The organism is Micromonospora sp. LOL_013 (genome assembly GCF_048060315.1).
Lineage (GTDB): Bacteria > Actinomycetota > Actinomycetes > Mycobacteriales > Micromonosporaceae > Micromonospora_E.
In genome coordinates this window covers 40,039-62,104 of sequence record NZ_JBHMIQ010000041.1, presented here as the reverse complement: position 1 = coordinate 62,104, position 22,066 = coordinate 40,039, and the positions used below count along the sequence as shown (strand labels likewise).

The window sequence follows — 22,066 nt, the reverse complement described above, 5'->3', positions numbered from 1 at the left end:
CACACCTCCAACGCCTCGACTTCACCCTCGCCGCCTGACCTACACCGAATAAGCCATCAGGGTCCTACAGGCTCGCTCGCCGAGGTCCATGGTGAGGTAAACGATCTTGAACTCGCCGATGGACATCCATAGGAGCAGCGCCCCTGACCAGGAGCATCGGGCCAACTCGACAGAGTGGCATGCTACTCTTCCCCGGTGCAGGCAGAGATGAACTACATTGACGGCCAGTGGGTCGCGGCCGACGACCACCGTCCGGACGTGAATCCATCCAACACTGCAGATTTCGTGGGGCTCTATCCGCAGTCGGGGCGAGCTGCCGTCGACGACGCCGTCGCCGCGGCCCGCGCTGCCGCCCCCGGTTGGGCCCGCAGTTCGCCGCAGCTACGCGCAGACATCCTCGAAGCCGTCGCCGCCGAGCTGTTGGGACGCGTCGACGAACTCGGCCGGCTACTCGCCCGAGAGGAGGGCAAGCCGGTCCGTGAGGCGGTCGCCGAGGCGACCCGGGCCGGTCACCTCTTCCGCTTCTTCAGCGGCGAGGCACTCCGGATGGGCGGCGAGCGTATCCCGTCGACCCGGCCCGGCGTCACCGTCGACATCATCCGGGAACCTGTCGGCGTCGTCGGCATCATCACGCCCTGGAACTTCCCGATGGCGATTCCGGCCTGGAAGATCGCCCCCGCACTGGCGTACGGCAACACGGTGGTCTTCAAACCGGCAGATCTGGTCCCCGCCTGCGCCCACGCGATCGTCGACTGCCTGCATCGGGCCGGACTCCCGCCCGGCGTACTCAACCTGGTGATGGGGCCTGGCTCGACGGTGGGCTCGGCGATCACCGAGTCATCCGGGGTGGACGCGGTCACCTTCACCGGCTCGGTCGGTGTCGGCCGGGGCATCGCGGTCGCCGCGGCGAGCCGCCTGGCCCGGGTCCAGCTCGAGATGGGCGGCAAGAATCCGCTCGTGGTGATGGCCGACGCCGACCTCGACCTCGCCGTCGACTGCGCGATCCAGGGTGCGTACTTCTCGACCGGCCAGCGCTGCACCGCATCCAGCCGGCTCATCGTGGAAGAGGCCATCCAAGACCGGTTCGTCGCCGCGATGGTGAACCGGATGCGCACCCTCACCGTCGGCGACGCCCTCTCGGAGAGCACCGACATCGGCCCGGTGGTCGATGAGCGGCAGCTGGCGACGGACCTGGAGTACATCGAACTGGCCCACGCCGACGCCGAGGTGTACGGCGGCGACCTGGTGCAACGGGCGACTCCGGGCTACTACCTTGCCCCCGCCCTGATCACCGGGGCGGCGAACGACCACCGGGTGAACCGGGAGGAGATCTTCGGCCCGGTCGCGGCGGTCCTGCCGGTGGCCGACTACGACGAGGCGCTCGCGGTGGCGAACGACACCGAGTTCGGCCTCACCGCCGGCATCTGTACCACCTCGCTACGGCACGCCGAACATTTCCGGAACAACGCGGCGGCGGGCATGGTGATGGTCAACCTGCCGACGGCGGGGGTGGACGTCCACGTCCCGTTCGGCGGCAGCAAGGGATCCAGCTACGGCCCCCGCGAACAGGGCCAGCACGCCCGCCACTTCTACACCTCGACCAGGACCTCCTATCTGCGGGCCTGACCGGATCCGATCGGCTGCGGTGGGAACCCCCCGAGCGGCGGTACCCACCCGGGAGGAAGAGGTAGTGGTGACGGCCCCGGAGACCGAGACGGCAGAGCTGCGGCGGCGACTGCAGGCGGTTCTGCCCGGCGGCATGTTCGACACGGCGGCCCGCGCGATGTACGCCTCGGACGCCTCCAACTACCGACAGCTGCCCCTCGGCGTCGTCCTGCCGCGGACCGAGGAGGAACTCATCTCGGCGGTGGTGGCCTGCCGGGATGTCGGCGCCCCAGTGGTGCTCCGAGGCGGCGGGACCAGCCTCGGGGGACAGGCCTGCGGCGGCGGTGTCGTGATCGACACCTCCCGTTACCTCGACCGGATCCTGGCGGTCGACCCGGTGGCCCGGACCGCGCGGGTTCAGCCTGGGGTCCTGTTGGATTCGCTGCGCCGTACGGTCGCACCACACGGACTCACCTTCGGTCCGGATCCCTCCACCCATGGCCGCTGCACCATCGGCGGCATGATCGGCAACAACGCCTGCGGCTCCCACTCGGTGGCGTACGGCACCACCGCGGAGAACGTCGTCGAGTTGGACATCCTGCTCTACGACGGGACCCGGATGACGGTCGGCGAGGCCGACCCCGCCCGGATCAATGAACTCGTCGCCCAGCCAGGTCGAGCCGGCGAGATCTACCGTGAGCTGCGCCGACTCTCGCAGGAGAACCTCGCCATTCTGCGCCGGGAACTCTCCGGCTTCAGCCGCCGGATCTCCGGCTACCCGCTCGACCAGTTGCTGCCGGAGAACCGGTTCAACCTGGCGCGCGCGCTGGTCGGTACCGAGGGGACGTGCGCGATCGTGCTCAGCGCGACCGTTCGACTGGTGCCGGTACCGGCGGCGAAGGTGCTTCTGGTCCTGGGTTACGACGACGACTGCGCCGCGGCGGAGGACGTCGCGAACCTGTTACCGCACCAGCCGCTCACAATCGAGGGACTGGACCGGGAACTCGTCAACACGCTGGACCCGGCTGGCGGCGACGACGAACTCTGGTCGCTGCTCCCCGAGGGCCAGGCGTGGCTCTTCGTCGAGGTCGGCGCGGCGAGCCTGGACGCAGCCAGGCAGGCCGCCGCGAAGATCACCGGTGACTGCGCCGCGCTCGGCCGCGAGGTCGTGGTCCCGGCTGCCGAGCAGCGCCGGCTCTGGCGGATCCGGGAGGACGGCGCCGGCATCGCCACCCGGATGGCGGGCTCCGCCGAGGCCTGGCCCGGCTGGGAGGACGCGGCGGTTCCGCCGGCCCGGTTGGCCGGCTACCTGCGCGACTTCAAGGCACTGCGTGACCAGTACGGGTTGCACGGCGTCACCTACGGCCACTTCGGCGAGGGCTGTGTCCACGTCCGGCTCGACTTCGATCTTCTCTCCGACGAGGGGGTACGGCGGTTCCGGTCCTTCGTCGGTGAGGCCGCCGACCTGGTCGCCGCGCACGGCGGTTCGCTCTCCGGGGAACACGGTGACGGCCAGGCCCGAGGCGAGTTCCTGTCCCGGATGTACAGCCCCGAGGTGATCGAACTCTTCGCCCGGTTCAAGGGCGTCTGGGATCCCGACAACCGGCTCAACCCGGGCATGATCGTGCGCCCGTTCCGGGTCGACGAGAACCTGCGGCTCGGCAGCGGCTACCGCCCCCTACCGCTAGCAACCGTCTTTTCGTACCCCGACGACCACGGCGACTTCGCCAAGGCGACCCGGCGCTGCATCGGAGTGGGGAAGTGCCGGGACACCTCCAGTGGGGTGATGTGCCCCAGCTATATGGTGATTAAGGACGAGCTGCATTCGACGCGAGGCCGCGCCCACCTGCTCTTCGAGATGAGCCGGGGTGACCTGGTCACCGACGGCTGGCGTTCCACCGAGGTACGTGACGCGCTCGACCTCTGCCTCTCCTGTAAGGGCTGCAAGAGCGACTGCCCGACCGGGGTCGACGTCGCCACGTACAAGGCGGAGTTCCTCCACCACCACTACAAGCGTCGGCTTCGACCAACGTCGCACTACTCGATGGGGTTCCTGCCGCTCTGGGCGAGGCTGGCCCGGGTCGCACCGGTGCTGATCAACCAGGCCACCGGTTCGCGGCTGCTCGCCCCGCTGCTCAAGCGGCTCGGGGGGATCGCTCCGCAGCGCCAGATCCCACGCTTCACCGGGCAGACGTTCCTCGGCTGGTTCCGGGCACGCCGTGGCCGGCCCGAGAAGGGGCGTACGCCGGTCCTGCTCTGGGTGGACACCTTTACCAACCACTTCTCCCCGGAGGTGGGGCGGGCCGCCGTCGAGGTGCTGGAGTCGGCCGGGTACGACGTCCGGGTCGCGCCCGGGGTCCAGTGCTGCGGGCTGACCTGGATCAGCACCGGCCAACTCGGTGTCGCGCGTCGGGTCGCCCGACGCAGCCTCGACGCGATCGATCCGTTCATCGCGGCGGGGATGCCGATGGTGGCACTGGAGCCGAGTTGCGCCGCCGCGTTCCGGTCGGATCTGCCCGAGCTGCTCGACGACCCCCGTGCCCAGCGGGCCGCCGAGGCGACGACGACGCTCGCGGCGCTGTTGGCCCGTACCCCGGGCTGGCGACCGCCCCGGATCGCCGGCGCAGCCATCACCCAGACGCACTGTCACCAGCATGCGGTCCTCGGAGATCAGGACGAGCGGAAGCTTATGGCCGATCTCGGACTCGACAACGCGGTGCTGGATTCCGGCTGTTGCGGGCTGGCCGGGAACTTCGGCTTCGAGGCGGGCCACTACGAGATATCCATGGCGGCCGGTGAGCGGGTCCTGCTGCCGGAGGTCCGGGCCGCCACCGAGGAGACCCTGATCGTCGCGGACGGGTTCAGCTGCCGGACCCAGATCGCCGGGGCGACCGACCGGCAGGCGCTGCACCTGGCCGAGGTGATCCGGTCGGCGCTGGGCGGTACAGGGTCGGTCGGGGCGGAGTCGGCGCCGCCGGATCCCCGAGCCGCCGATCCGTCTACCCGCCCCTGGTCATGATCCGTGACCGGCTCCGGTCCGGGCTGCCCGGCTGGCTGTGGCGGCTGCTGCTCTGCATGCTGATCACCCAGGTCGCGGTCTTCGTCGTTCGACCGGTGCTCACCTACCGGGTCATCGACCTCGGCGGCGGCGAGCTGGAGGTTGGTCTGTTGGTGGCCGCGTACGCGTTGCTGCCCGCGCTGGTCGCCATCCCGATCGGGCGCTACTCGGACCGGCGGCGCTCCACCCCGGTGCTGCTTGGCGGGATTCTGCTGCTGGTGGCGGGCTGCGCGGGTCTGGTCGTCGCCAGCGACCTGGTCGTCCTGGTGGCCGCGACGATCATTCTCGGCCTCGGCGCGATGGCGATCATGATCGGCGCGCAGACCCTGGTGGCAGCGCTCTCCGACGAGCACAGCCTGGACCGGGACTTCGGTCTGATCAGTGCCGCCGCCTCGGTCGGGCAGATGATCGGGCCTGCCCTGGGTGGTGCGGTGTTGAGTGGCGGGGCGGCCCGCGAGGTGACCACGACCCGGGCGTTCGTCATCGGGGCCCTGCTGAGCGCGGCGGCGCTGATCTTCTGTTGGGGCTTCGCAGACTCGGACCGGCGGTCCCGGCCGGGACCGCCTGGCGACGAGGTGGCGCCCGGACCGATCCGGATTCTCCGATTGCCGGGCGTCTTCGGCGGAATGTTCGCGAGTCTTGCGCTACTGACGGCGGTGGATGTGCTGGTGGCGTACCTGCCGCTGCTCGGTGAGCGACGCGGCATCGGTGCGGCGACGATCGGGGCGCTGCTGAGTCTGCGGGCTGCGGCCTCGGTCGCCTCCCGGGTGCTCATTCCACCGATGCTGGCCCGGTGGGGCCGGGTCCGCCTGTTGCTGATGAGCACTCTCGGCTCGGGGGTGCTGATGGCGTTGTTGCCCCTTACCAATCGGATCTGGCTGCTCGGGCTGGTGCTCGTCGCTGCAGGCTTCTTTCTCGGGATCGGTCAGCCGCTGACGATGGCACTGGTGGTGCAGGCGGTGCCGGCGCGAACCCGGGGGGCGGCTCTGTCGATCCGGATCATGGGCAACAAGATCGGGCAGGTCCTGGTGCCGGCCGGGATCGGGGTGGCGACTGGTGCCGCCGGCGCGTCCTGGGCTTTCCCGTTCCTCGGTCTGCTCCTGGTGGCCTCGGCGGTGGGCGTTCCGAGGTCGCCCCCAGCGGAGCCGGAGCCACCCGGCTCGCCGAGGCGGTAGCCTCGCGATCGACAATCGGTCGACGCCGGGTGACCGGGCGGCACGGCTCGACGAGAGCGACTGAGGTGATACGTGGGCGGCGAGGAGAGGGTCGCGTGGGCGGCACCGTCGGTCAAGTCGGCCGAGCGCGCCCTGCGCCTGCTGGAGTTGCTCACCGGCCGGGAACCGCAGTCCTTCATGGAGCTGCATCGAGCTCTCGGGATGCCCAAGAGCAGTCTGCACGCCATGTTGGCGGCGCTGGGTGGGCAGGGCTGGGTGGCCACCGACCGTCGGGGCGGTTTCGTCCTCGGCTATCGGGCCCGGGCAATGGGGCTCTCCGGACTGGACGAGTCGGACGTAATCGGCCTGACCGAGGATGTCATGGAGGGCCTGCGGGACAGCCTGAACGAGACTATCCACCTGGCGCGGCTGGAGGAGGGGAACGTCCGATACCTGCTTTCCAAGTATTCCCGGCACGCGTTGGGGGTGCACTTCCGCCCCGGCCGACGGATGCCGGCCCATGTCACGGCGCTGGGTAAGGCGATGCTGGCGACCCTGCCCGTGCCGGAGCTTGAGGCGTCCCTGCCGGCGGAGTACATCGCCCTGACCCCGCAGACCCTGACCTCAGCCGACCGCCTTCTGGCGGATCTCGCGCAGACCCGGGAACGGGGCTTCGCGATCGACGGCGAGGAGGGCACGGTCGGGCTGCGCTGCTTCGCGGTGGCGCTGTGCCACGACGACCTCCCGCTGGTGGCGATCAGTTGTTCGGTGCCGGTGGCCCGACTGGACGAGGCGAAGGTGCGGGCCACGACTAGGTCGCTGCTCGGGGCGCGTCAGGCGCTGCTGGCCCGGCTCCGACCGCTGGTCTGACCCCGGTCCCGCGCCGCGCCGCTGCGGATCCCGCACCGCACCGGTCTTCCCTGCGCCGGCCGCGGCTCCACTCTCCCATCTGACCATGCGCCGACGCTCGGTGAGCTGTCGGGCCGAATCTATGGTAAGTGGACATTCTTCGATGTGATCATTTCTTGACGGGGCTCTGAGCTGCACTTACGTTGTCGTCTAGATATGAAAACTAGTTCATATATATGAACTCACTGAGAGGATTCATTGTGTCGATGTCTGTCGCCGAGATCGGCGAGAACGCTCTGCTCTTCTTTCCTGTCACCCCGTTCGACGAGCACGGCGCGCTCGACCTGCCGGCCTTCCGGGCACACCTGGCCGCCGGCCTTGCCCACTCGCCAGGCGGTGTCTTCGTCGGCTGCGGCACCGGAGAGTTCTTCGCCCTCGGGCTGGACGAGTACGAACGCCTGGTCGCCACGGCTACCGAGGTGGTCGGAGGTGCCGTGCCGGTGGTCTCCGGACTCGGCTACGGCGCGGCGCTCGCCGCCGAGTTCCTGGCCCGGGCACAGCGGGCCGGTGCTGACGCGGCGCTGCTGTTCCCGCCGCCGGGCGTGGTCGGCGGCCAGGTCGGCCTGCTCGCCCACTACTCGCAGGTGGCCGTTAGCAGCCCACTGCCGTTGATCATCTACCACCGCGATCAGGTGGAGCTAGCCACCGAGACCGTCGCCGAGCTGCTCAAACTCGACACCATCGTGGGGCTTAAGGACGGCCGGGGCAATCTGGAACGGATCCAGCGGATCAGGCTCTCCGGCGGCGACCGGTGGGCCTACTTCAACGGCATGCCCACCGCCGAACTCTCCCAGGCGGCCTTCGCCGGGCTCGGGGTCTCCAGCTACTCCTCGGCGGTCTTCGCCTTCCTTCCCGAGGTCGCGGTCGCCTTCCACCGCAGCGTCCAAGCCAACGATCGGGAGCGGCGGGACCTGCTGTTGCGGGAGTTCTACCTGCCCTTCGCCGATCTGCGGGACCAGGGCAGCGGCTACGCGGTCTCCCTGATCAAGGCCGGGTTGCGGATCCGGGGCCGCCAGGTCGGCTCGGTCCGACCGCCGCTGACCGACCCCTCCGCCGGGCACACGCAACGGCTGGCGGAGCTGATCTCGCACGGCCTCGACCTCGTCGGCGCCCCCCGATGACCGAAACTGTCGGCCCACGCCACCCTGCGGTGTCCCGATGAGCGGCCCGATCCGGGTGATCGTTGTCGGCGCCGGCAACGCGGCACTCTGCGCGGCGCTCTCGGCCCGGGAACACGGCGCCGACGTCACCGTCATGGAGTGCGCGCCCCGAGCTGACCGGGGTGGCAACACCGCCTTCGCCGCAGGCACGATGCGGGTGGAGATCACCGGAGGCGCCGAACTCGGCACCCTGGTCGATGACCTTCCGCCGGAGCAGGCCGAGCAGATCGACAATCGGCCGTACCCAGCGGAGGAGTTCTACGACGACCTGGCCCGGATGAGCAACTACCAGTGCGACCCGGACCTGACCGACCAGGTCGTGTCGCGCAGCTTCGACACGGCCCGGTGGATGCGGGCGGCTGGCGTCAGGTTCGTCCCGGTCCTGACACCGCCGTCCTCGGCAGGCGGTGCCGGGCAGGGGGCGGTGAACGCGCCCCTGGTGGCGGTCTCCGGCGGTGGACCCGGACTTGTTGACGCCCTGGTCCTCGCCTGCGAGCGGGCCGGCGTCAGGATCAGCTACGAGACCCGGGTCGAGGCGCTGCTCCGGCAGGGGGGCCGGGTCACCGGCGTACGTGCGCTCGGGCCGGACGGTGATTTGGTCCTACCGGCGGATTCGGTGATCCTGGCTTCGGGTGGATTCGAGTCCAACGCGGAGTGGCGTACCCGGTATCTGGGTGCGGGGTGGGACGTGGCCCGGGTGCGGGGCACCCGATTCAACAACGGCGACGGCATCCGGATGGCGCTCGCCATCGGTGCCAGCCCTCGGGGCCAGTGGTCCGGTTGCCACGCGGTGCCCTGGGAGGCGAACGCGCCAGAGTTCGGCGAGCTCGCCGTCGGCGACCAGTTCAAAAAGTGCAGCTACCCGTACGGGATCATGGTCAACGCCCGGGGTGAGCGCTTCGTCGACGAGGGCGCCGACTACCGCGACTACACCTATGCCGCGTACGGCCGGGCGATCCTGGCCCAGCCCGGCCTGGTGGCGTGGCAGATCTTCGACCAGCGCACCGCCCCGCTGCTGCGCGACGAGTACCGGATCCGCCAGGTCACCCGGGTGCGGGCCGCGGACCTTGACGATCTCGCCGCCCGGATGGTCGGGGTCGACCCGGCGGGGCTGCTGCGCACGGTCGAGCGGTACAACGCCGCCGTCCAGACCGAGGTGCCCTTCCTGCCGCATATCCGGGACGGGCGGGGGGCACCAGGACTCCCGGTACCCCGGTCCAACTGGGCGAACCCGTTGGACAGCCCGCCCTACGAGGCGTACGCGGTCACCTGCGGGGTGACTTTCACCTTCGGCGGGCTGCGTACCGACGGCGATGGGCGGGTCCTGGACACCGGGCATCGGCCGATCGACGGGCTCTACGCGGCGGGGGAGCTGGTCGGTGGGCTGTTCTACCACAACTACCCCGGCGGCTCGGGTCTCACCAGCGGTGCGGTGCTGGGCCGTACCGCTGGAGCGGCGGCGGCGGTGCCACGGGGCGTTCCCCAAGCCGGGAAACGCCTGGGTAACACAATCGTCTCGGGCCGTTGACGAGGCTTGGGTTCAGCGGTAGCGTGCTACTCACCCGGTAGCGTGCTACTCATTTCGCCAGCCATGTCCGACATACTTATTGGCTACTCACAAACATCGACGTATGGCGAGGAGCTTCTACATGCGCAAGGCAGTGATAGCTGGAATTGGGGCGTGCGTGCTCGCTCTTTCAGCGTGCAACTCTGGCGGATCCGAGAAGGGTGAGGAGGCCGGCTCGGCCTACCCCGAATCCCAGATGACGATCTACTCCCCGTTCCCGCCGGGCGGCGGCATCGACCTCGCCATCAACAGCGTGATGCAGGCTCTGCAAGAGGCTGACCTGGTCGACGCCCAGATGCGGTTGAGCAACCTGCCCGGCGGGTCCGGCATGGTGGCGACCGCGACGCTCGCCTCGAACCACGACGGCGCTGACGACACGTTGCTGTTGACGAGCGTCAGCAACCTGTCGGCAACAGTGCAGGAGTCGCAGAACGTCGGGCTGTCGGAAATGGTACCGCTGGCCGGTCTCTACGCCGAATACACCTATGTATACGTTCGCAATGACTCGCCCTTCCAGTCGCTCGGCGAAATCGTGTCCGAAATTGAGGCCGACGCTGGTGGTGTCATTATCGGCGGAGCGTCACTCGGCAGTGCGGACAACATCGTCGTCGCCGAACTCGCCCGCGGCGTGGGCGTCAAGTTCGAGGACCTTGCCTACATCCCGCTGCCCGGCGACGAGAACGCCAGTAACCTGCTCGGCGGCCAGATCGACGTCTCCTTCGGCGGACCGGACCTGCTGAACCTGGTGGAGAGCGGCGACGCCCGGGTGCTTGCGGTGAGCGCACCCGAGCGGCTCACCGTCGAGCGGGTGGCGAGCATCCCGACGATCATCGAGTCCGGCTACGACGTCACCCAGGCCAACTGGCGCGGCGTGTTCGGCCCGCCCAACATGCCCGACTACGCCGTGGAGTACTGGAGCACCAAGCTCATGGAGATGGTCGAGACGCCGCAGTGGCAGGCGATCGCCGACCAGAACGTCTGGGACACCACGGGCCTGAACCGCGAGGAGTTCTCCACCTTCCTCAGCGAGGAGGAGGAGAACCTGCGCCGAATCCTCACCGACCTCGGCCTCGTCACCTAGGAGCCGCCACCGCCGGGCGCGGGAGTTGACAACGGCGTCAGCTCCCGCGGCCAACTCCGCACCCGAGAAGCAGAAGCCGCAGTGGACGTCCTGACGCCGGGGAGAGGTGCGCAGTGAAGAGCACGAGCGAGAAGTACGACGTCATCGTCATCGGAGCCGGCAACGCCGCCTTCTCAGCGGCGCACGGCGCCCGCGACCGTGGTGCCAGCGTCGTCGTCCTTGAGAAGGCGCCAGCGGAGTGGGCCGGTGGCAACAGCTACTTCACCGTCGGCGGTTTCCGGGCGGTGGTGGAGAGTCTGGAGTCGCTGCGGCCCATCCTGGACGGGGTCGACGACGACCGCGCGAATGCCACCGACCTGCCGCCGTACAGCGCCGAGATGTTCCTCAAGGACATGTACACCCAAACCAAGGGGCGCTGCGACCCGGCCCTCACCCGGATCCTCGTCGAGGAGTCCGCCGAGACCATCCGGTGGCTGCACGGCAAGGGAATCCGCTGGACGCTGATGTACCAGGGCCAGTCGTTCCAGAAGGACGGTCGGGCCAAGTTCTGGGGCGGCCTCTACCTCGGCACCGTCGACGGTGGCAAGGGCCTGGTCCGGCAGCACCTCGCCGCGGCCGAGGCCGCCGGGATCGAGATCCGCTACGACACCCAGGCCGAGGCACTGTGCACCGACGGGACCGGACGCGTCACCGGGGTCCGGTGTGCCGGAACCGACGGCCGGTTCGAGATCGACGGCAACACCGTGGTGCTGGCATCGGGCGGCTTCGAGGCCGACCCGAGGATGCGAGCCGAGTACCTCGGCCCCGGATGGGACCTGGCGAAGGTCCGGGGTACGCCGTTCAACACCGGTGACGGGCTGCGGATGGCGCTCGACCTCGGCGCCGCGCCGTACGGCCACTGGAGCGGCGCGCACGCCGTCGCCTGGGACGCCGCCGCGCCGGCCGACGGCGGCGACCGGGAACTCGCGTACTCGCTGACCAAGCACATGTATCCGCTGGGCATCGTGGTGAACACCCGGGGCCGGCGTTTCCTGGACGAGGGCGCGGACTTCCGCGGTCTGACCTACGCCGAGTACGGCGGCGCGATCCTGCGCCAGCCAGGCGCGCTCGCCTTCCAGCTCTTCGACGCCAAGACCCGGCCGTTACTCCGTGCCGACCAGTACGAGGGCGCCTCGGTCTCCGGCTTCGAGGCGCGGACCATCGCCGAACTGGCCGGAGAACTCGGGCTCGATCCGGCCGCGCTGGAGGCGACCGTCGAGGAGTACAACGCCGCCACCCGCGAGGGCTCGTTCGACCCGGCAGTCAAGGACGGTCTCGGCACCGTCGGGTTGGAACCGCCGAAGTCGAACTGGGCGCTGCCGCTGGACACCGCTCCCTTCTACGGCTACAAGGTCACCTGCGGGATCACCTTCACCTACGGCGGGCTCCGTATTGACGATGGCGGGCGGGTTCTGGACCGGCGTTCCCGGCCGATCCCCGGCCTCTTCGCCGCGGGCGAACTGGTGGGCGGGCTTTTCTACCACAACTACCCGGCCGGCACCGGCCTCACCGCAGGGTCCGTTTTCGGGCGCCGGGCCGGCACCTCCGCTGCTGTCGAGAGCACTGCCGTGGAGAGTGCCTCGGCGGAGGGCACTGCGGAGGCCCGGGAGTCGGCGGCGGTGTGATCCAGTGGGCCTGAACCTGACCCAGAAGCTGATCGCCGGCCACCTCGTGACGGGTGAGCCCATTCCGGGCAGCCTGATCACGCTCCGGATCGACCAGACCCTCTGCCCCGACACGACCGGGGTCACCGTCATGTTGGAGCTGGAGGCGATGGGGCTGGTCGCCCCGCGAACCGAGCTCTCAGCCGTCTACGTCGACCACAATCTGCTGCAGATTGACGAGCGCAGCGCCGACGACCACCGGTTTCTCCGGTCCGCCTGTCGGCACTTCGGTCTCTGGTACTCCCCGGCCGGGAACGGGATCAGCCACGCCGTCCACATGCAGCGCTTCGGCGTACCCGGCCGGACCCTGGTCGGCGCCGACTCACACACGCCCGCCGCGGGAAGCCTCGGCATGCTCGCGATCGGGGTCGGCGGCCTCGAGGTCGCGCTGGCGATCGCCGGTCGACCCTTGCCGCTGCGGATGCCCGAGGTCTGGGGCGTCGAGCTGACCGGAGCGCTGCCGGAATGGGTCTCCGCCAAGGACGTGATCCTGGAGCTGCTGCGCCGGCACGGTGTGGCAGGCGCAGCAGGCCGGGTGATCGAATATCACGGCCCCGGCCTGACCGCCCTCACCGCCATGGACCGGCACGTCATCGCGAACATGGGCACCGAGCTCGGCGCGGTCACCAGCGTGTTCCCCGCCGATGAGGAGGTCCGCCGGTTCCTGGAGCAGGAGGGACGCGGGGCCGACCACACCGAACTGCGCGCCGATCCGGACGCCGGCTACGACGCGTACGAGCGGATCGCGCTCGACCAGCTCGAACCGCTGATCGCCCTCCCGCCCAGTCCCGGCAACGTGGTCGCGGTGGCCCAGGTCGCCGGGGCGCCGATCGGGCAGGCGTACCTCGGCTCGTCGGCGAATCCCGGGCTGCGTGACCTGGCCGTGCCGGCGCTGCTGGTCCGCGACCGGCAGGTCGCCGCCGGGGTGAGCTTCGACATCAACCCGGCCAGCCGGCAGACGTTGCAGACCCTCGTCGGCGAGGGTCTGCTGGCGCCGCTGTTGCAGGCTGGCGCCCGGCTGCACCAGGCCGGCTGCAACGGTTGCGTCGGGATGGGTCAGGCGCCGGCCTCCGGGTTGCCCTCGCTGCGGACCACCCCCCGCAACTTCGCGGGACGTTCCGGCACCCGCGACGACCTGGTCCACCTGGTTTCACCGGAGACGGCGACCGCCTCGGCGTTGATCGGGCGGATCACCGACCCGAGGGAACTGCCCGATCTGCTCGGTATCGACTGTCCCCGGTACGTCGAACCACCCGCCGGGCGCTACGTCGTCAACGACCAGGTTCTCCTGCGGCCGCCGCCGCCCGGCGGGGTACGGGAATCGCTGACGAAGGGGCCGAACATCAAGTCCCTGCCCGTCTTCACCGGCCTGCCGGAGTCCTTTGAAGGGCTGGTACTGCTCAAACTCGGCGACGATGTCTCCACCGACGAGATCCTCCCCGGCGGTCAGCGGGTGCTGCCGCTGCGTTCCGACATCCCGGCCACCGCCGAATTCACCTACCAGCGGATCGACCCCGGTTACGTCGGCCGGGCCAGGGCCGCCGCCGGCGGGCACCTCGTCGTCGCCGGGGAGAACTTCGGGCAGGGCTCCTCGCGGGAGCACGCCGTCCTCGCGCCACGCTACCTCGGCCTACGAGTCACGATCGCCAAGAGCTACTCGCGGATCTACTGGCGGAACCTGGCGAACTTCGGGGTGCTCGCCCTCGAGTTCGTTGATGCCGGTGACCACGACGGCATCACCGAGGGTGACCTGCTCGCCCTCGACCAACCCCGGCGGGCACTCGCCGAGGGCGGACCGATCACGGTCCAGAATCTCACCCGCGCCACCACGTTCCTGACCACGCATCGACTCGACGGCGAGCAGGTCGCCATGGTTCTCGCGGGCAGTCTGCTCGACGTGGTGCGTACGGCCAGCCAGCCACAGACCTCAGAGGAAAGCTGATGCGGGGAGAACCCGAACCCAAGGCCGCTGATGGCGGAACGACGCCGACGCAGGTCTCGGTGCCGGGGCGGAATCTGGCGCCGGTGACCGGTCCGTCGGCTGACCCGGCCCCGGCTGACCCGGCCCCGGCTGACCCGGCCCCGGCTGACCCGGCCCCGGCCGACCAGCTGAAGGACACCTCGTCGGGCGAGAAGCTGCCGCCGTTGGGGCCGGTGGCGGCGATCATCCGGCGGGCCTGCCTGATTGGTGTCCTGCCTGCGTTCTCGGTGATCTACCTCTGGCAGGCGATGACGATCACCCTGCCGGCCCGGACCCTGATCGTCTCGCCACGGGGATTTCCAACGCTGCTCGGCGTACTGATGGTGATCGTGACGGTGGCCATCGCAGGAACCGAACTCCTGAAGATTCATCGAGACCGCCGGGCCCGCGCCGCCGGAACGGAGGTGGCCGACGACGTGGACGACGAAACGGACCGGATCACCTCCTGGCGGGACGCCTGGGCCACCGTCGCAGCCCTGGTCGCCTACATCATGCTCTTCTCGACGCTCGGTTTCCTCGTCTCGACGGCGCTCTTCCTCGCCGGCCTTTCCACCTACCTGACCCCGAAGAAGTGGCCGCGTAACGTCATCGTCGCGGTGTTCTTCGCTGGCGCGGTGCACCTGATCTTCACCGAGCTGCTCGGGGTCCAGCTGCCCGCCGGCATCCTCACCGGATTGATCTGATCATGGACGCCTTCGGGAACCTCTTCGCCGCCTTCGGCACGGTCCTGCAGCCGGAGTACCTGCTCTACGCGCTGATCGGCGCCGCCATCGGGATGGCTGTCGGCGTGCTGCCGGGCCTCGGCCCGTCGGTCACGATGGCCCTGCTGCTGCCCGTCGTCTTCGCCCTCGGCGATCCAACCGGTGCAATCATCATGTTCGCCGGAATCTTCTACGGCGCCATGTACGGCGGCGCGACGACTTCGATCCTGCTCAGTACCCCGGGGGAGTCCTCCTCCGTGGTCACGGTCCTCGACGGCTATCGGATGACGCTCTCTGGTCGGGCCGGGGCGGCGTTGCTCGCCGCCGCCATGGGGTCGTTCGTCGCCGGCATCCTCGCCACCTTCGGTTTGGCGCTGGTTGCCGAACCGCTGGCCCGGGTGGCGCTCACCTTCGGGCCAGCGGAGTACTTCGCGTTTGCCGTACTCGCCCTGGCCACGACGAGCATGCTCGGTGGCCGGCCGCTCAAGGCCGCCTTCTCCGCGCTGCTCGGCCTGGCGATCGGCACGATCGGCATCCACGCGGTCAGCGGGACCAACCGGTTCACGTATGGGGTCCTCGCCATCTACAACGGCATCGACTTCGAACTCGTCACGATCGGGATCTTCGCCGTCGTCGAGGTGCTCTTCGTCCTCGGCGCGGTCCGCCGCTCCGGTAAATCCCGGGGCCGGGCGCTTGTCGGCAAGTTGTTGATGACGGCGCAGGAGTGGCGCCGCTGCGTCGGACCGTGGCTGCGGGGAGCCACGCTCGGCTTCGCCGTCGGTTCGCTTCCCGGTGCTGGCGCCACGGTCGCCTCTTACCTGTCGTACGGCGTGGAGCGCAACATCAGCAAGACCCCGGAGATGTTCGGCCGGGGCAAGGGAATGATCGAGGGGCTCGCCGGTCCGGAGGCGGCGAACAACGCGGCGGCCGGCGGCTCCCTGGTTCCGTTGCTCGCGCTCGGTATCCCGGGGTCAGCGGCGACGGCGGTGATGCTCGGCGCGTTGCAGGGCTTCGGGGTCAAGACCGGACCGCTGCTGCTGCGCGACAACCCCGACTTCGTCTGGGCCGTCATCGCCAGCATGCTCGTCGGCAACCTGATGCTGATCGTCCTCAACATCCCACTGATCGGACTCTGGGTCCGGCTGCTGAGCGTGCCGACCGCACTGCTCTACCCGATGATCCTGGTCGTCTCCACCGTCGGCGTCTTCAGCCTCGCCCGCAACGCCACCGATCTCAAATTGATGATCATATTCGCCATGGTCGGGCTGGTATTGCGGATCTGCGACTTCCCGCTGGCACCGGCCGTCCTGGGATTGGTGCTCGGTCCGTTGATGGAGGAGCAGTGGGGCAGAGGACTCACCGCATCCCGGGGTGACTGGACGATCTTCGTCGGGTCCCCGACCTCCCGGGTCATCATGCTGCTCGCCCTCGCCGTCGCCACGCTGCCGCTCACCCAGCGGGCCGTACGTACCGTCCGGGCTCGCCAGCACAGCAGGGTCGAGGCGTGACCGGATCACACCCGCACGGGGCCGTGACCGGATCGCTCGACGGACTCGTGACCGGACCGCTCAACGGGAAGGAACGAACGCACATGAACATCGCCGAGGAGAACTCCGGGGCCGTCGCCTCAGGGGAGCGGACCGGTGGGCAGGTGCTCGTCGATCAGTTGCTGCTCCACGGTGTCGACACCGTCTTCTGCGTACCCGGCGAGAGCTACCTCGCCGCCACCAACGCGATCTACGACGCCGGTGACGCCATCTCGCTCTACGTCGGCCGCCACGAGGGTGGTGCGGCGACAATGGCGGAGGCGTACGGCAAGCTCACCGGCGAGCCGGGCATCTGCTTCGTGACCCGGGGGCCGGGAGCCACCAACGCCAGCATCGCGGTGCACACCGCGCAGCAGGACTCCACACCGATGATCCTCTTCGTCGGCCAGGTCAGCTTGGGGCACATCGGTCGGGAGGCGTTCCAGGAGCTTGACTACCGGCAGGTCTTCTCCGGCCTGGCGAAGTGGGCCACCCAGGTCGACGATCCCGGTCGGCTGCCCGAGATCGTGCACCGGGCCTTCGTGACTGCGACCTCGGGCCGGCCCGGCCCGGTCGTCGTGGCGCTGCCGGAGAACGTCCTCTCGGCGCTGGTCCGGGTGCCGGACGCGCGCCGCTACCAGCGGGTCCAGGCGAACCCGGCCAGCTCGGACCTGGCCAGCCTGACCGATGCCCTCGTCGCGGCGCGCCGCCCGCTGCTGGTGGTCGGCGGCGGCGGCTGGAACGAGGCGGCGGCCGGCCAGGTGACCCGGTTCGCGCGGGAGTGGGACATTCCGGCGGCGACCTCGTTTCGCCGACAGGATCTCGTCGACCACCGCTCGGAGTGCTACGTCGGCAGCCTCGGCCCCGGTGCCGGCCAGGAACTCGGCCGCCGGATCAGTGAGGCGGACCTGTTGGTCGTGGTCGGCGCGCGGCTCGGCGACATGACGACAGCGGGTTACTCGCTGGTCGAGGCGCCACGGTCGCGGCAGCGGCTGATCCACGTGCACGCCAGCCCGGAGGAGCTGGGGCGGGTCTACCAGCCGGACCTGGCGATCAACTCCGGTCCGCGTGAGTTCAGCGCGCGGCTCGCCGCGCTGCGACCACCGCGTACGACATGGTCGCCACCGTGGGCGGCCTGGCGCGAGGAGGCCCGCGCCGCCCACCTGGAGCGCTCGACCCCCGGCCCGTCGGCGCTCGCCGTCGATCTGGCGCAGGTGGTCGCGCACCTGAGCCGGACTGTGCCGGGGGACACCGTCATCACCAACGGCGCCGGCAACTACACAGCCTGGTGTCACCGTTTCTACGAGTTCACCGAGCATCCGACCCAGCTCGGTCCGACCAGCGGTGCCATGGGGTACGGCCTGCCCGCCGCCCTCGCCGCGAAGATCGTCTTTCCGGACCGGACCGTGGTCGCCTTCGCCGGTGACGGCTGCCTGATGATGACCGGCCAGGAGCTGGCCACGGCCATGCAGTACGACCTGCGGGTCATCGTCATAGTTGCCAACAACAACCAGTTCGGCACGATCAGGTTGCATCAGGAGAAGCGTTACCCCGGCCGGGTGATCGGCACCGAACTCCGAAACCCGGACTTCGTGGCCTTCGCCGAGTCGTTCGGCGCGCACGCCGAGCAGGTGCGGCGGACCGAGGACTTCCCCGCCGCGCTGCGCAGGGCGCGCGAGGCCGGGCGGGCAGCTCTGATCGAGTTGGTCACCGATGCCGACCAGTCGACCCCGGACACCCGGCTCGGCGCCGTACGAGCGGCGGCGACGGCGACACGAGAGGAAGAGGCATGAGATTCGCCTGCGTACGTGGTGCCGACGGTCCGGCCTGGGGCATCGTCCGCGACGACAACCTGCACTACATCGACACCGACCCGTACCGGGAGTACCGGGAAACCGGTGAGGTCGTCGCGGTCGCGGCGGCGCAACTGCTCGCCCCGGTCACCCCGTCAAAGCTGCTCTGCCTCGGCAAGAACTACGAGGCGCACCGGGCCGAGATGGGGTTCACCAATGAAGGTGTGCCGTCGATCTTCATGAAGCCGCCGACCACCCTGGTCGGTCCCGGCGACGCGGTGGTACTGCCGCCCCGGACGATGAGCACCCACGTCGAGCACGAGGCGGAGTTGGCCGTCGTGATCGGCCGGGCCGCCCGTTTCGTGTCGGAGGCCGACGCCCTTGATCATGTCCTCGGCTATACCTGCGCCAACGACGTAAGCGCCCGGGACCTGCAGCGCGCCGACCCGCACCCGACCCGGGGTAAGGGTTTCGACACGTTCTGCCCGATCGGCCCCTGGATCGGGACCGACATTGACATCGACACCGGTGTCGACGTGCGGTGCCGGGTCAACGGGGACCTGCGTCAGGAGGGGTCGACGACCCAGATGACGTTCGGCGTCCGGTTCTTGGTCAGCTACATCTCGCAGTTCACGACCCTTTTGCCCGGGGACGTCCTGCTGACCGGTTCGCCTGGTGGCACCGGTGCGCTGGTGCCCGGCGATGAGGTAGAGATCGAGGTCGGTGGGGTCGGCGTGCTGCGCCACCACGTCGTCGCCTCCCCTCGGCCGTGACCGCCGCCCGGGGTGGCCACCCGGACCGCCCGATTGCGCAGCCAGTCCGAGAAGGAGACGACAATGCCAACCTTTAGCGAGCAGGAACTACGCGACGTCCTTGAGAAGATCTACCAGGCCAAGGGGGCAACGCCGCAGGAGGCGGCGACGGTCGCCCGGCACCAGGTGGAGGCGAACCTGGTCGGCCACGACTCGCACGGGGTCATCCGGACCATGGCGTACGCGGCGGCGATCGACAAGGGACACATCGTTCCTGGCGCGAGGTACGAGATCGAGCGGGAGATCCCGACGTCGGCCGTGATCAACGGCAACTGGGGTTTCGGGTTCGTGGTCACCGAGCGGGCGATGCGGGAGACGATCGGCAAGGCCCGCGAGAGCGGCGTCGCGATGGCGACCGTTCACCATCAGAGCCACGTCGGCCGGCTCGGCGGCTACGCCACGATGGCGGCCGAGGAGGGCATGATCGCCATGATGATGGCCGACTCCGGTCTCGGGCCGAAGTCGGTGGCGCCCTTTGGCGGACGGACCTCTCGGCTCGGTACCAACCCGATCTGCTTCGCCGCGCCTAACAGCGATGGCGACGGTCCGGTTCTGCTGGACATGGCGACGTCGGCGGTCGCGATCGGCAAGTTGCACGTGGCCCGCAGCCGGGGTGACCAGATCCCGACCGGCTGGATCCTCGACAAGGACGGCAAGCCGACCACCGATCCGAACGACTACTACGACGGCGGCACCGTGCTTCCGCTCGGCGGAGACCAGGCGCACAAGGGCTACGGCCTCTCCTTCGTAGTGGAGATGTTCTGCGGTCTGCTGACCGGACTCGGGTTCGGCATCGACCCGAAGGGCCGGCACAACGACGGGATCTTCATCGCCGTCTTCGACGTCGCCCGCCTGCGGGACCTGGCGGACTTCCAGCGCTCCGTCGCCGACTTCATCGACTACCTCAAGCAGACGCCGGTCGCCGAGGGATTCGACGAGGTGCTCTACCCGGGCGAGTTGGAGCTCCGGACCGCTGCGCGGCGCCGCGAGTCGGGCATCGAGATCGACGACGCCACCTGGCAGGGCCTATTCGGCCTGCTCGACGACCTCGGTCTGTCCCGATGACGCAGCAGCCGACTCCGCGGCCGCCTTCGCCCGCCGGCCGGCCAGCCGTCTTCGTCACCCAGCCGATCGACGAGACGGCCCTGACCTGGCTAGCCGGCCGGGCCGATCTCCGGTTCGGCTTCGGATCGGCGGCCGAGCGGCTCGCCGACGTGATCGAGGGCGTGGATGGGTTGCTCATCCGGACCGAGAAGCTGGACGCGGCGCTGCTGCGCCGGGCCCGACGGCTCCGGGTTATCTGCCGGGTCGGCGTAGGATTGGATAATGTGGACGTTGCGGCGGCCAGTGCCGCTCGGGTGCCGGTCTTCAACACCGCCGGATCCAACGCCCGATCAGTGACCGAGCTGACCTTCGCCCTGGCGCTGGCGGTGCTACGGCAGATCCCGCGGTGGGACCGGGCCGTACGCGAGGGACGGTTCGCCGACCGGGAACAGGATCCCGGTGGCGAACTCTCTGGGAAGCGGTGGGGGATCGTCGGCCTGGGCCACATCGGAGTCGAGGTCGCCCGTACGGCCCGGCACGGTTTCGGTATGGAGGTGCTCGCCTACCACCCGACCCGGCCGGCGAGCTGGATCACCGAGCGGGGCGCCGAGGCGGCCCTCGGCCTGCCCGACCTGCTGAGCCGCAGTGACGTGGTCTCCCTGCACGTGCCGCGGTCGGCGGGCACCCGCAACCTGCTCGGCCCGGCGCAGTTCGCCGTCATGCGGGAGGGATCGGTGCTGGTCGACGTCTCGCGCGGTGGTGTGGTTGACGAGGTGGCGCTCCACGAGGCACTCGCGTCGGGGCGTCTGGCCGGCGCCGGTATCGACGTCTTTGCCGCGGAACCGCCGCCGGATGACGATCCTCTCTTCGCGTTGCCGAACGTGGTCCTGTCGCCACACCGGGCCGGGCGGACCCGGGACGCCACCCGACGACAGGGAGACCTGGCGGTCCGCCGAATCGTCGACGTTCTGGGGGGTGCGGGCGCGGCGGGCGCGGTCAACGAGGCCGAAATCGGCCCGGGCGGGGCTTAGCCGATGCAATGCCGCGGAGGCCGGGTCGGTATCTTTCTCGTGGGGATTCTCCCACCAGGATGGTACGCCGAGTGGAGAGACGATGACGCTGGGATCTCCTCATCCCGGGGGGGAACGTGATGGCTGATCGGGTCAACACCACGGATCGCGTACACGCGATGCTGCGGGAGTCGATCATCTCTGGTGAACTGAAGGCGGGATCGCTGCACTCCGTCTACAAGCTCGCCGACGCCTACGGAGTCTCCCGTACCCCGGTCCGCGAAGCGGTCCTGCGGCTGGCCGACACGGGCATGGTCCGGGTCGAGCGCAACCGGGGCATCCGGATCCGTGGCGTCACGGTCGACGACATCCGGGAGGTCTTCGAACTCCGTCTGATCATGGAGGTTCCGGCGGCGTCGTACGCGGCGGTGTACGGCGGCGAGGAACTCCAGGCAGCCCTCCGGGAGCAGCTCGCGGCGATGCACGAGGCGGCGCGGGGCAACGACGAAGCCCGGTTCATGAAGCATGACCGGGCGCTGCACGACGCGATCAGTTCAGTGCTGGGCAACCGGCGGCTCTCGGCCGGCGTCGCCGCACTGCGGGACGCCACTCAGGCGCGGGGCGCGTCAACCGTGCACCGCTCCCGGGACCTGGCGGAGATCGAACGCGAGCACGCGCCGATCCTCGACGCGCTTGCCGCCGGGGACCCGGCAGCGGCGGCCGCTCGGATGGGTGGACACATCGTCCGCACCGGAACCCTGCTGATGCGGCAGGTGGCCGAGGTCAGCGGCGAGCAGGTGCCGACGACCTGGGCAGACCCGCTCCTCGTCCACCTGGGGATCGACGTTGTCGAGCCGGCCGGGGTGCTTGCCCAGGCTAGCGAGGCAACCACCGTCGTGTGAGGCGACCGAGGCGTTGTATGCCCCGTCGGGTCTGCGTCACGAGCGGATGATCGGGGACCT

Annotated in this window: 16 protein-coding genes; all 16 read left to right on the top strand. The window is 69.7% G+C overall.

Going from position 1 to position 22,066, the window contains the following annotated elements; genetic code table 11:
- Positions 1–195: 195 nt before the first annotated feature.
- The 16 genes from ACFHWS_RS23585 to ACFHWS_RS23510 all read left to right on the top strand — a co-directional run bounded on the left by ACFHWS_RS23585 (position 196) and on the right by ACFHWS_RS23510 (position 22,006).
- The gene (locus tag ACFHWS_RS23585; protein WP_416569091.1) at positions 196–1,626 is read left to right on the top strand and encodes an aldehyde dehydrogenase family protein; all 1,431 of its coding nucleotides are present in this window, start codon (positions 196–198) and stop codon (positions 1,624–1,626) included.
- 19 nt (positions 1,627–1,645) lie between these two features.
- Positions 1,646–4,624 (top strand): FAD-binding and (Fe-S)-binding domain-containing protein, encoded by a 2,979-nt coding sequence (locus tag ACFHWS_RS23580; protein WP_416551076.1) that lies wholly within the window; start codon positions 1,646–1,648, stop codon positions 4,622–4,624.
- Positions 4,621–5,838: an MFS transporter gene (locus ACFHWS_RS23575; RefSeq protein WP_416551074.1), complete on the top strand. Its 1,218-nt coding sequence runs from the start codon at positions 4,621–4,623 to the stop codon at positions 5,836–5,838. Before ACFHWS_RS23580 ends, ACFHWS_RS23575 begins: the two co-directional genes overlap by 4 nt.
- Positions 5,839–5,910: 72 nt before the next feature.
- Positions 5,911–6,687, top strand: a complete 777-nt coding sequence (locus ACFHWS_RS23570) for an IclR family transcriptional regulator (RefSeq protein WP_416551073.1) — start codon at positions 5,911–5,913, stop codon at positions 6,685–6,687.
- A 245-nt stretch (positions 6,688–6,932) separates the two neighbouring features.
- Positions 6,933–7,847 carry a 5-dehydro-4-deoxyglucarate dehydratase gene (locus tag ACFHWS_RS23565; RefSeq protein ID WP_416551109.1) on the top strand — a complete coding sequence of 305 codons (915 nt, stop codon included), beginning with the start codon at positions 6,933–6,935 and terminating at the stop codon, positions 7,845–7,847.
- A gap of 37 nt (positions 7,848–7,884) precedes the next feature.
- Positions 7,885–9,414 (top strand): FAD-dependent tricarballylate dehydrogenase TcuA, encoded by a 1,530-nt coding sequence (tcuA, locus tag ACFHWS_RS23560; protein ID WP_416551072.1) that lies wholly within the window; start codon positions 7,885–7,887, stop codon positions 9,412–9,414.
- 121 nt (positions 9,415–9,535) lie between these two features.
- Positions 9,536–10,534, top strand: coding sequence for a Bug family tripartite tricarboxylate transporter substrate binding protein (locus tag ACFHWS_RS23555; protein ID WP_416551071.1), 999 nt, complete (start codon positions 9,536–9,538; stop codon positions 10,532–10,534).
- Positions 10,535–10,647: 113 nt separating this feature from the next.
- Entirely contained in the window at positions 10,648–12,198 is a 1,551-nt protein-coding gene (gene tcuA, locus ACFHWS_RS23550; protein WP_416551069.1) for an FAD-dependent tricarballylate dehydrogenase TcuA, read from the top strand.
- A 4-nt stretch (positions 12,199–12,202) separates the two neighbouring features.
- The gene (locus tag ACFHWS_RS23545; protein WP_416551068.1) at positions 12,203–14,179 is read left to right on the top strand and encodes an aconitate hydratase; all 1,977 of its coding nucleotides are present in this window, start codon (positions 12,203–12,205) and stop codon (positions 14,177–14,179) included.
- Positions 14,179–14,901: a tripartite tricarboxylate transporter TctB family protein gene (locus ACFHWS_RS23540; protein ID WP_416551066.1), complete on the top strand. Its 723-nt coding sequence runs from the start codon at positions 14,179–14,181 to the stop codon at positions 14,899–14,901. Before ACFHWS_RS23545 ends, ACFHWS_RS23540 begins: the two co-directional genes overlap by 1 nt.
- A 2-nt stretch (positions 14,902–14,903) precedes the next feature.
- Entirely contained in the window at positions 14,904–16,427 is a 1,524-nt protein-coding gene (locus ACFHWS_RS23535) for a tripartite tricarboxylate transporter permease (RefSeq protein WP_416551064.1), read from the top strand.
- Positions 16,428–16,510: 83 nt separating this feature from the next.
- Positions 16,511–18,238 (top strand): thiamine pyrophosphate-binding protein, encoded by a 1,728-nt coding sequence (locus ACFHWS_RS23530; protein ID WP_416569090.1) that lies wholly within the window; start codon positions 16,511–16,513, stop codon positions 18,236–18,238.
- A complete protein-coding gene (locus tag ACFHWS_RS23525) occupies positions 18,235–19,011 on the top strand; it encodes a fumarylacetoacetate hydrolase family protein (protein ID WP_416569089.1) in 777 nt (258 codons plus the stop codon). The genes ACFHWS_RS23530 and ACFHWS_RS23525 overlap by 4 nt, the downstream gene beginning before the upstream one ends.
- Before the next feature lie 63 nt (positions 19,012–19,074).
- Positions 19,075–20,115 (top strand): Ldh family oxidoreductase, encoded by a 1,041-nt coding sequence (locus tag ACFHWS_RS23520; RefSeq protein ID WP_416551061.1) that lies wholly within the window; start codon positions 19,075–19,077, stop codon positions 20,113–20,115.
- The gene (locus tag ACFHWS_RS23515; protein ID WP_416551060.1) at positions 20,112–21,125 is read left to right on the top strand and encodes a hydroxyacid dehydrogenase; all 1,014 of its coding nucleotides are present in this window, start codon (positions 20,112–20,114) and stop codon (positions 21,123–21,125) included. The genes ACFHWS_RS23520 and ACFHWS_RS23515 overlap by 4 nt, the downstream gene beginning before the upstream one ends.
- A gap of 119 nt (positions 21,126–21,244) precedes the next feature.
- Complete coding sequence (locus ACFHWS_RS23510) at positions 21,245–22,006, top strand: GntR family transcriptional regulator (RefSeq protein WP_416551059.1); 762 nt, start codon at positions 21,245–21,247, stop codon at positions 22,004–22,006.
- The last annotated feature ends 60 nt before the right edge of the window (positions 22,007–22,066 follow it).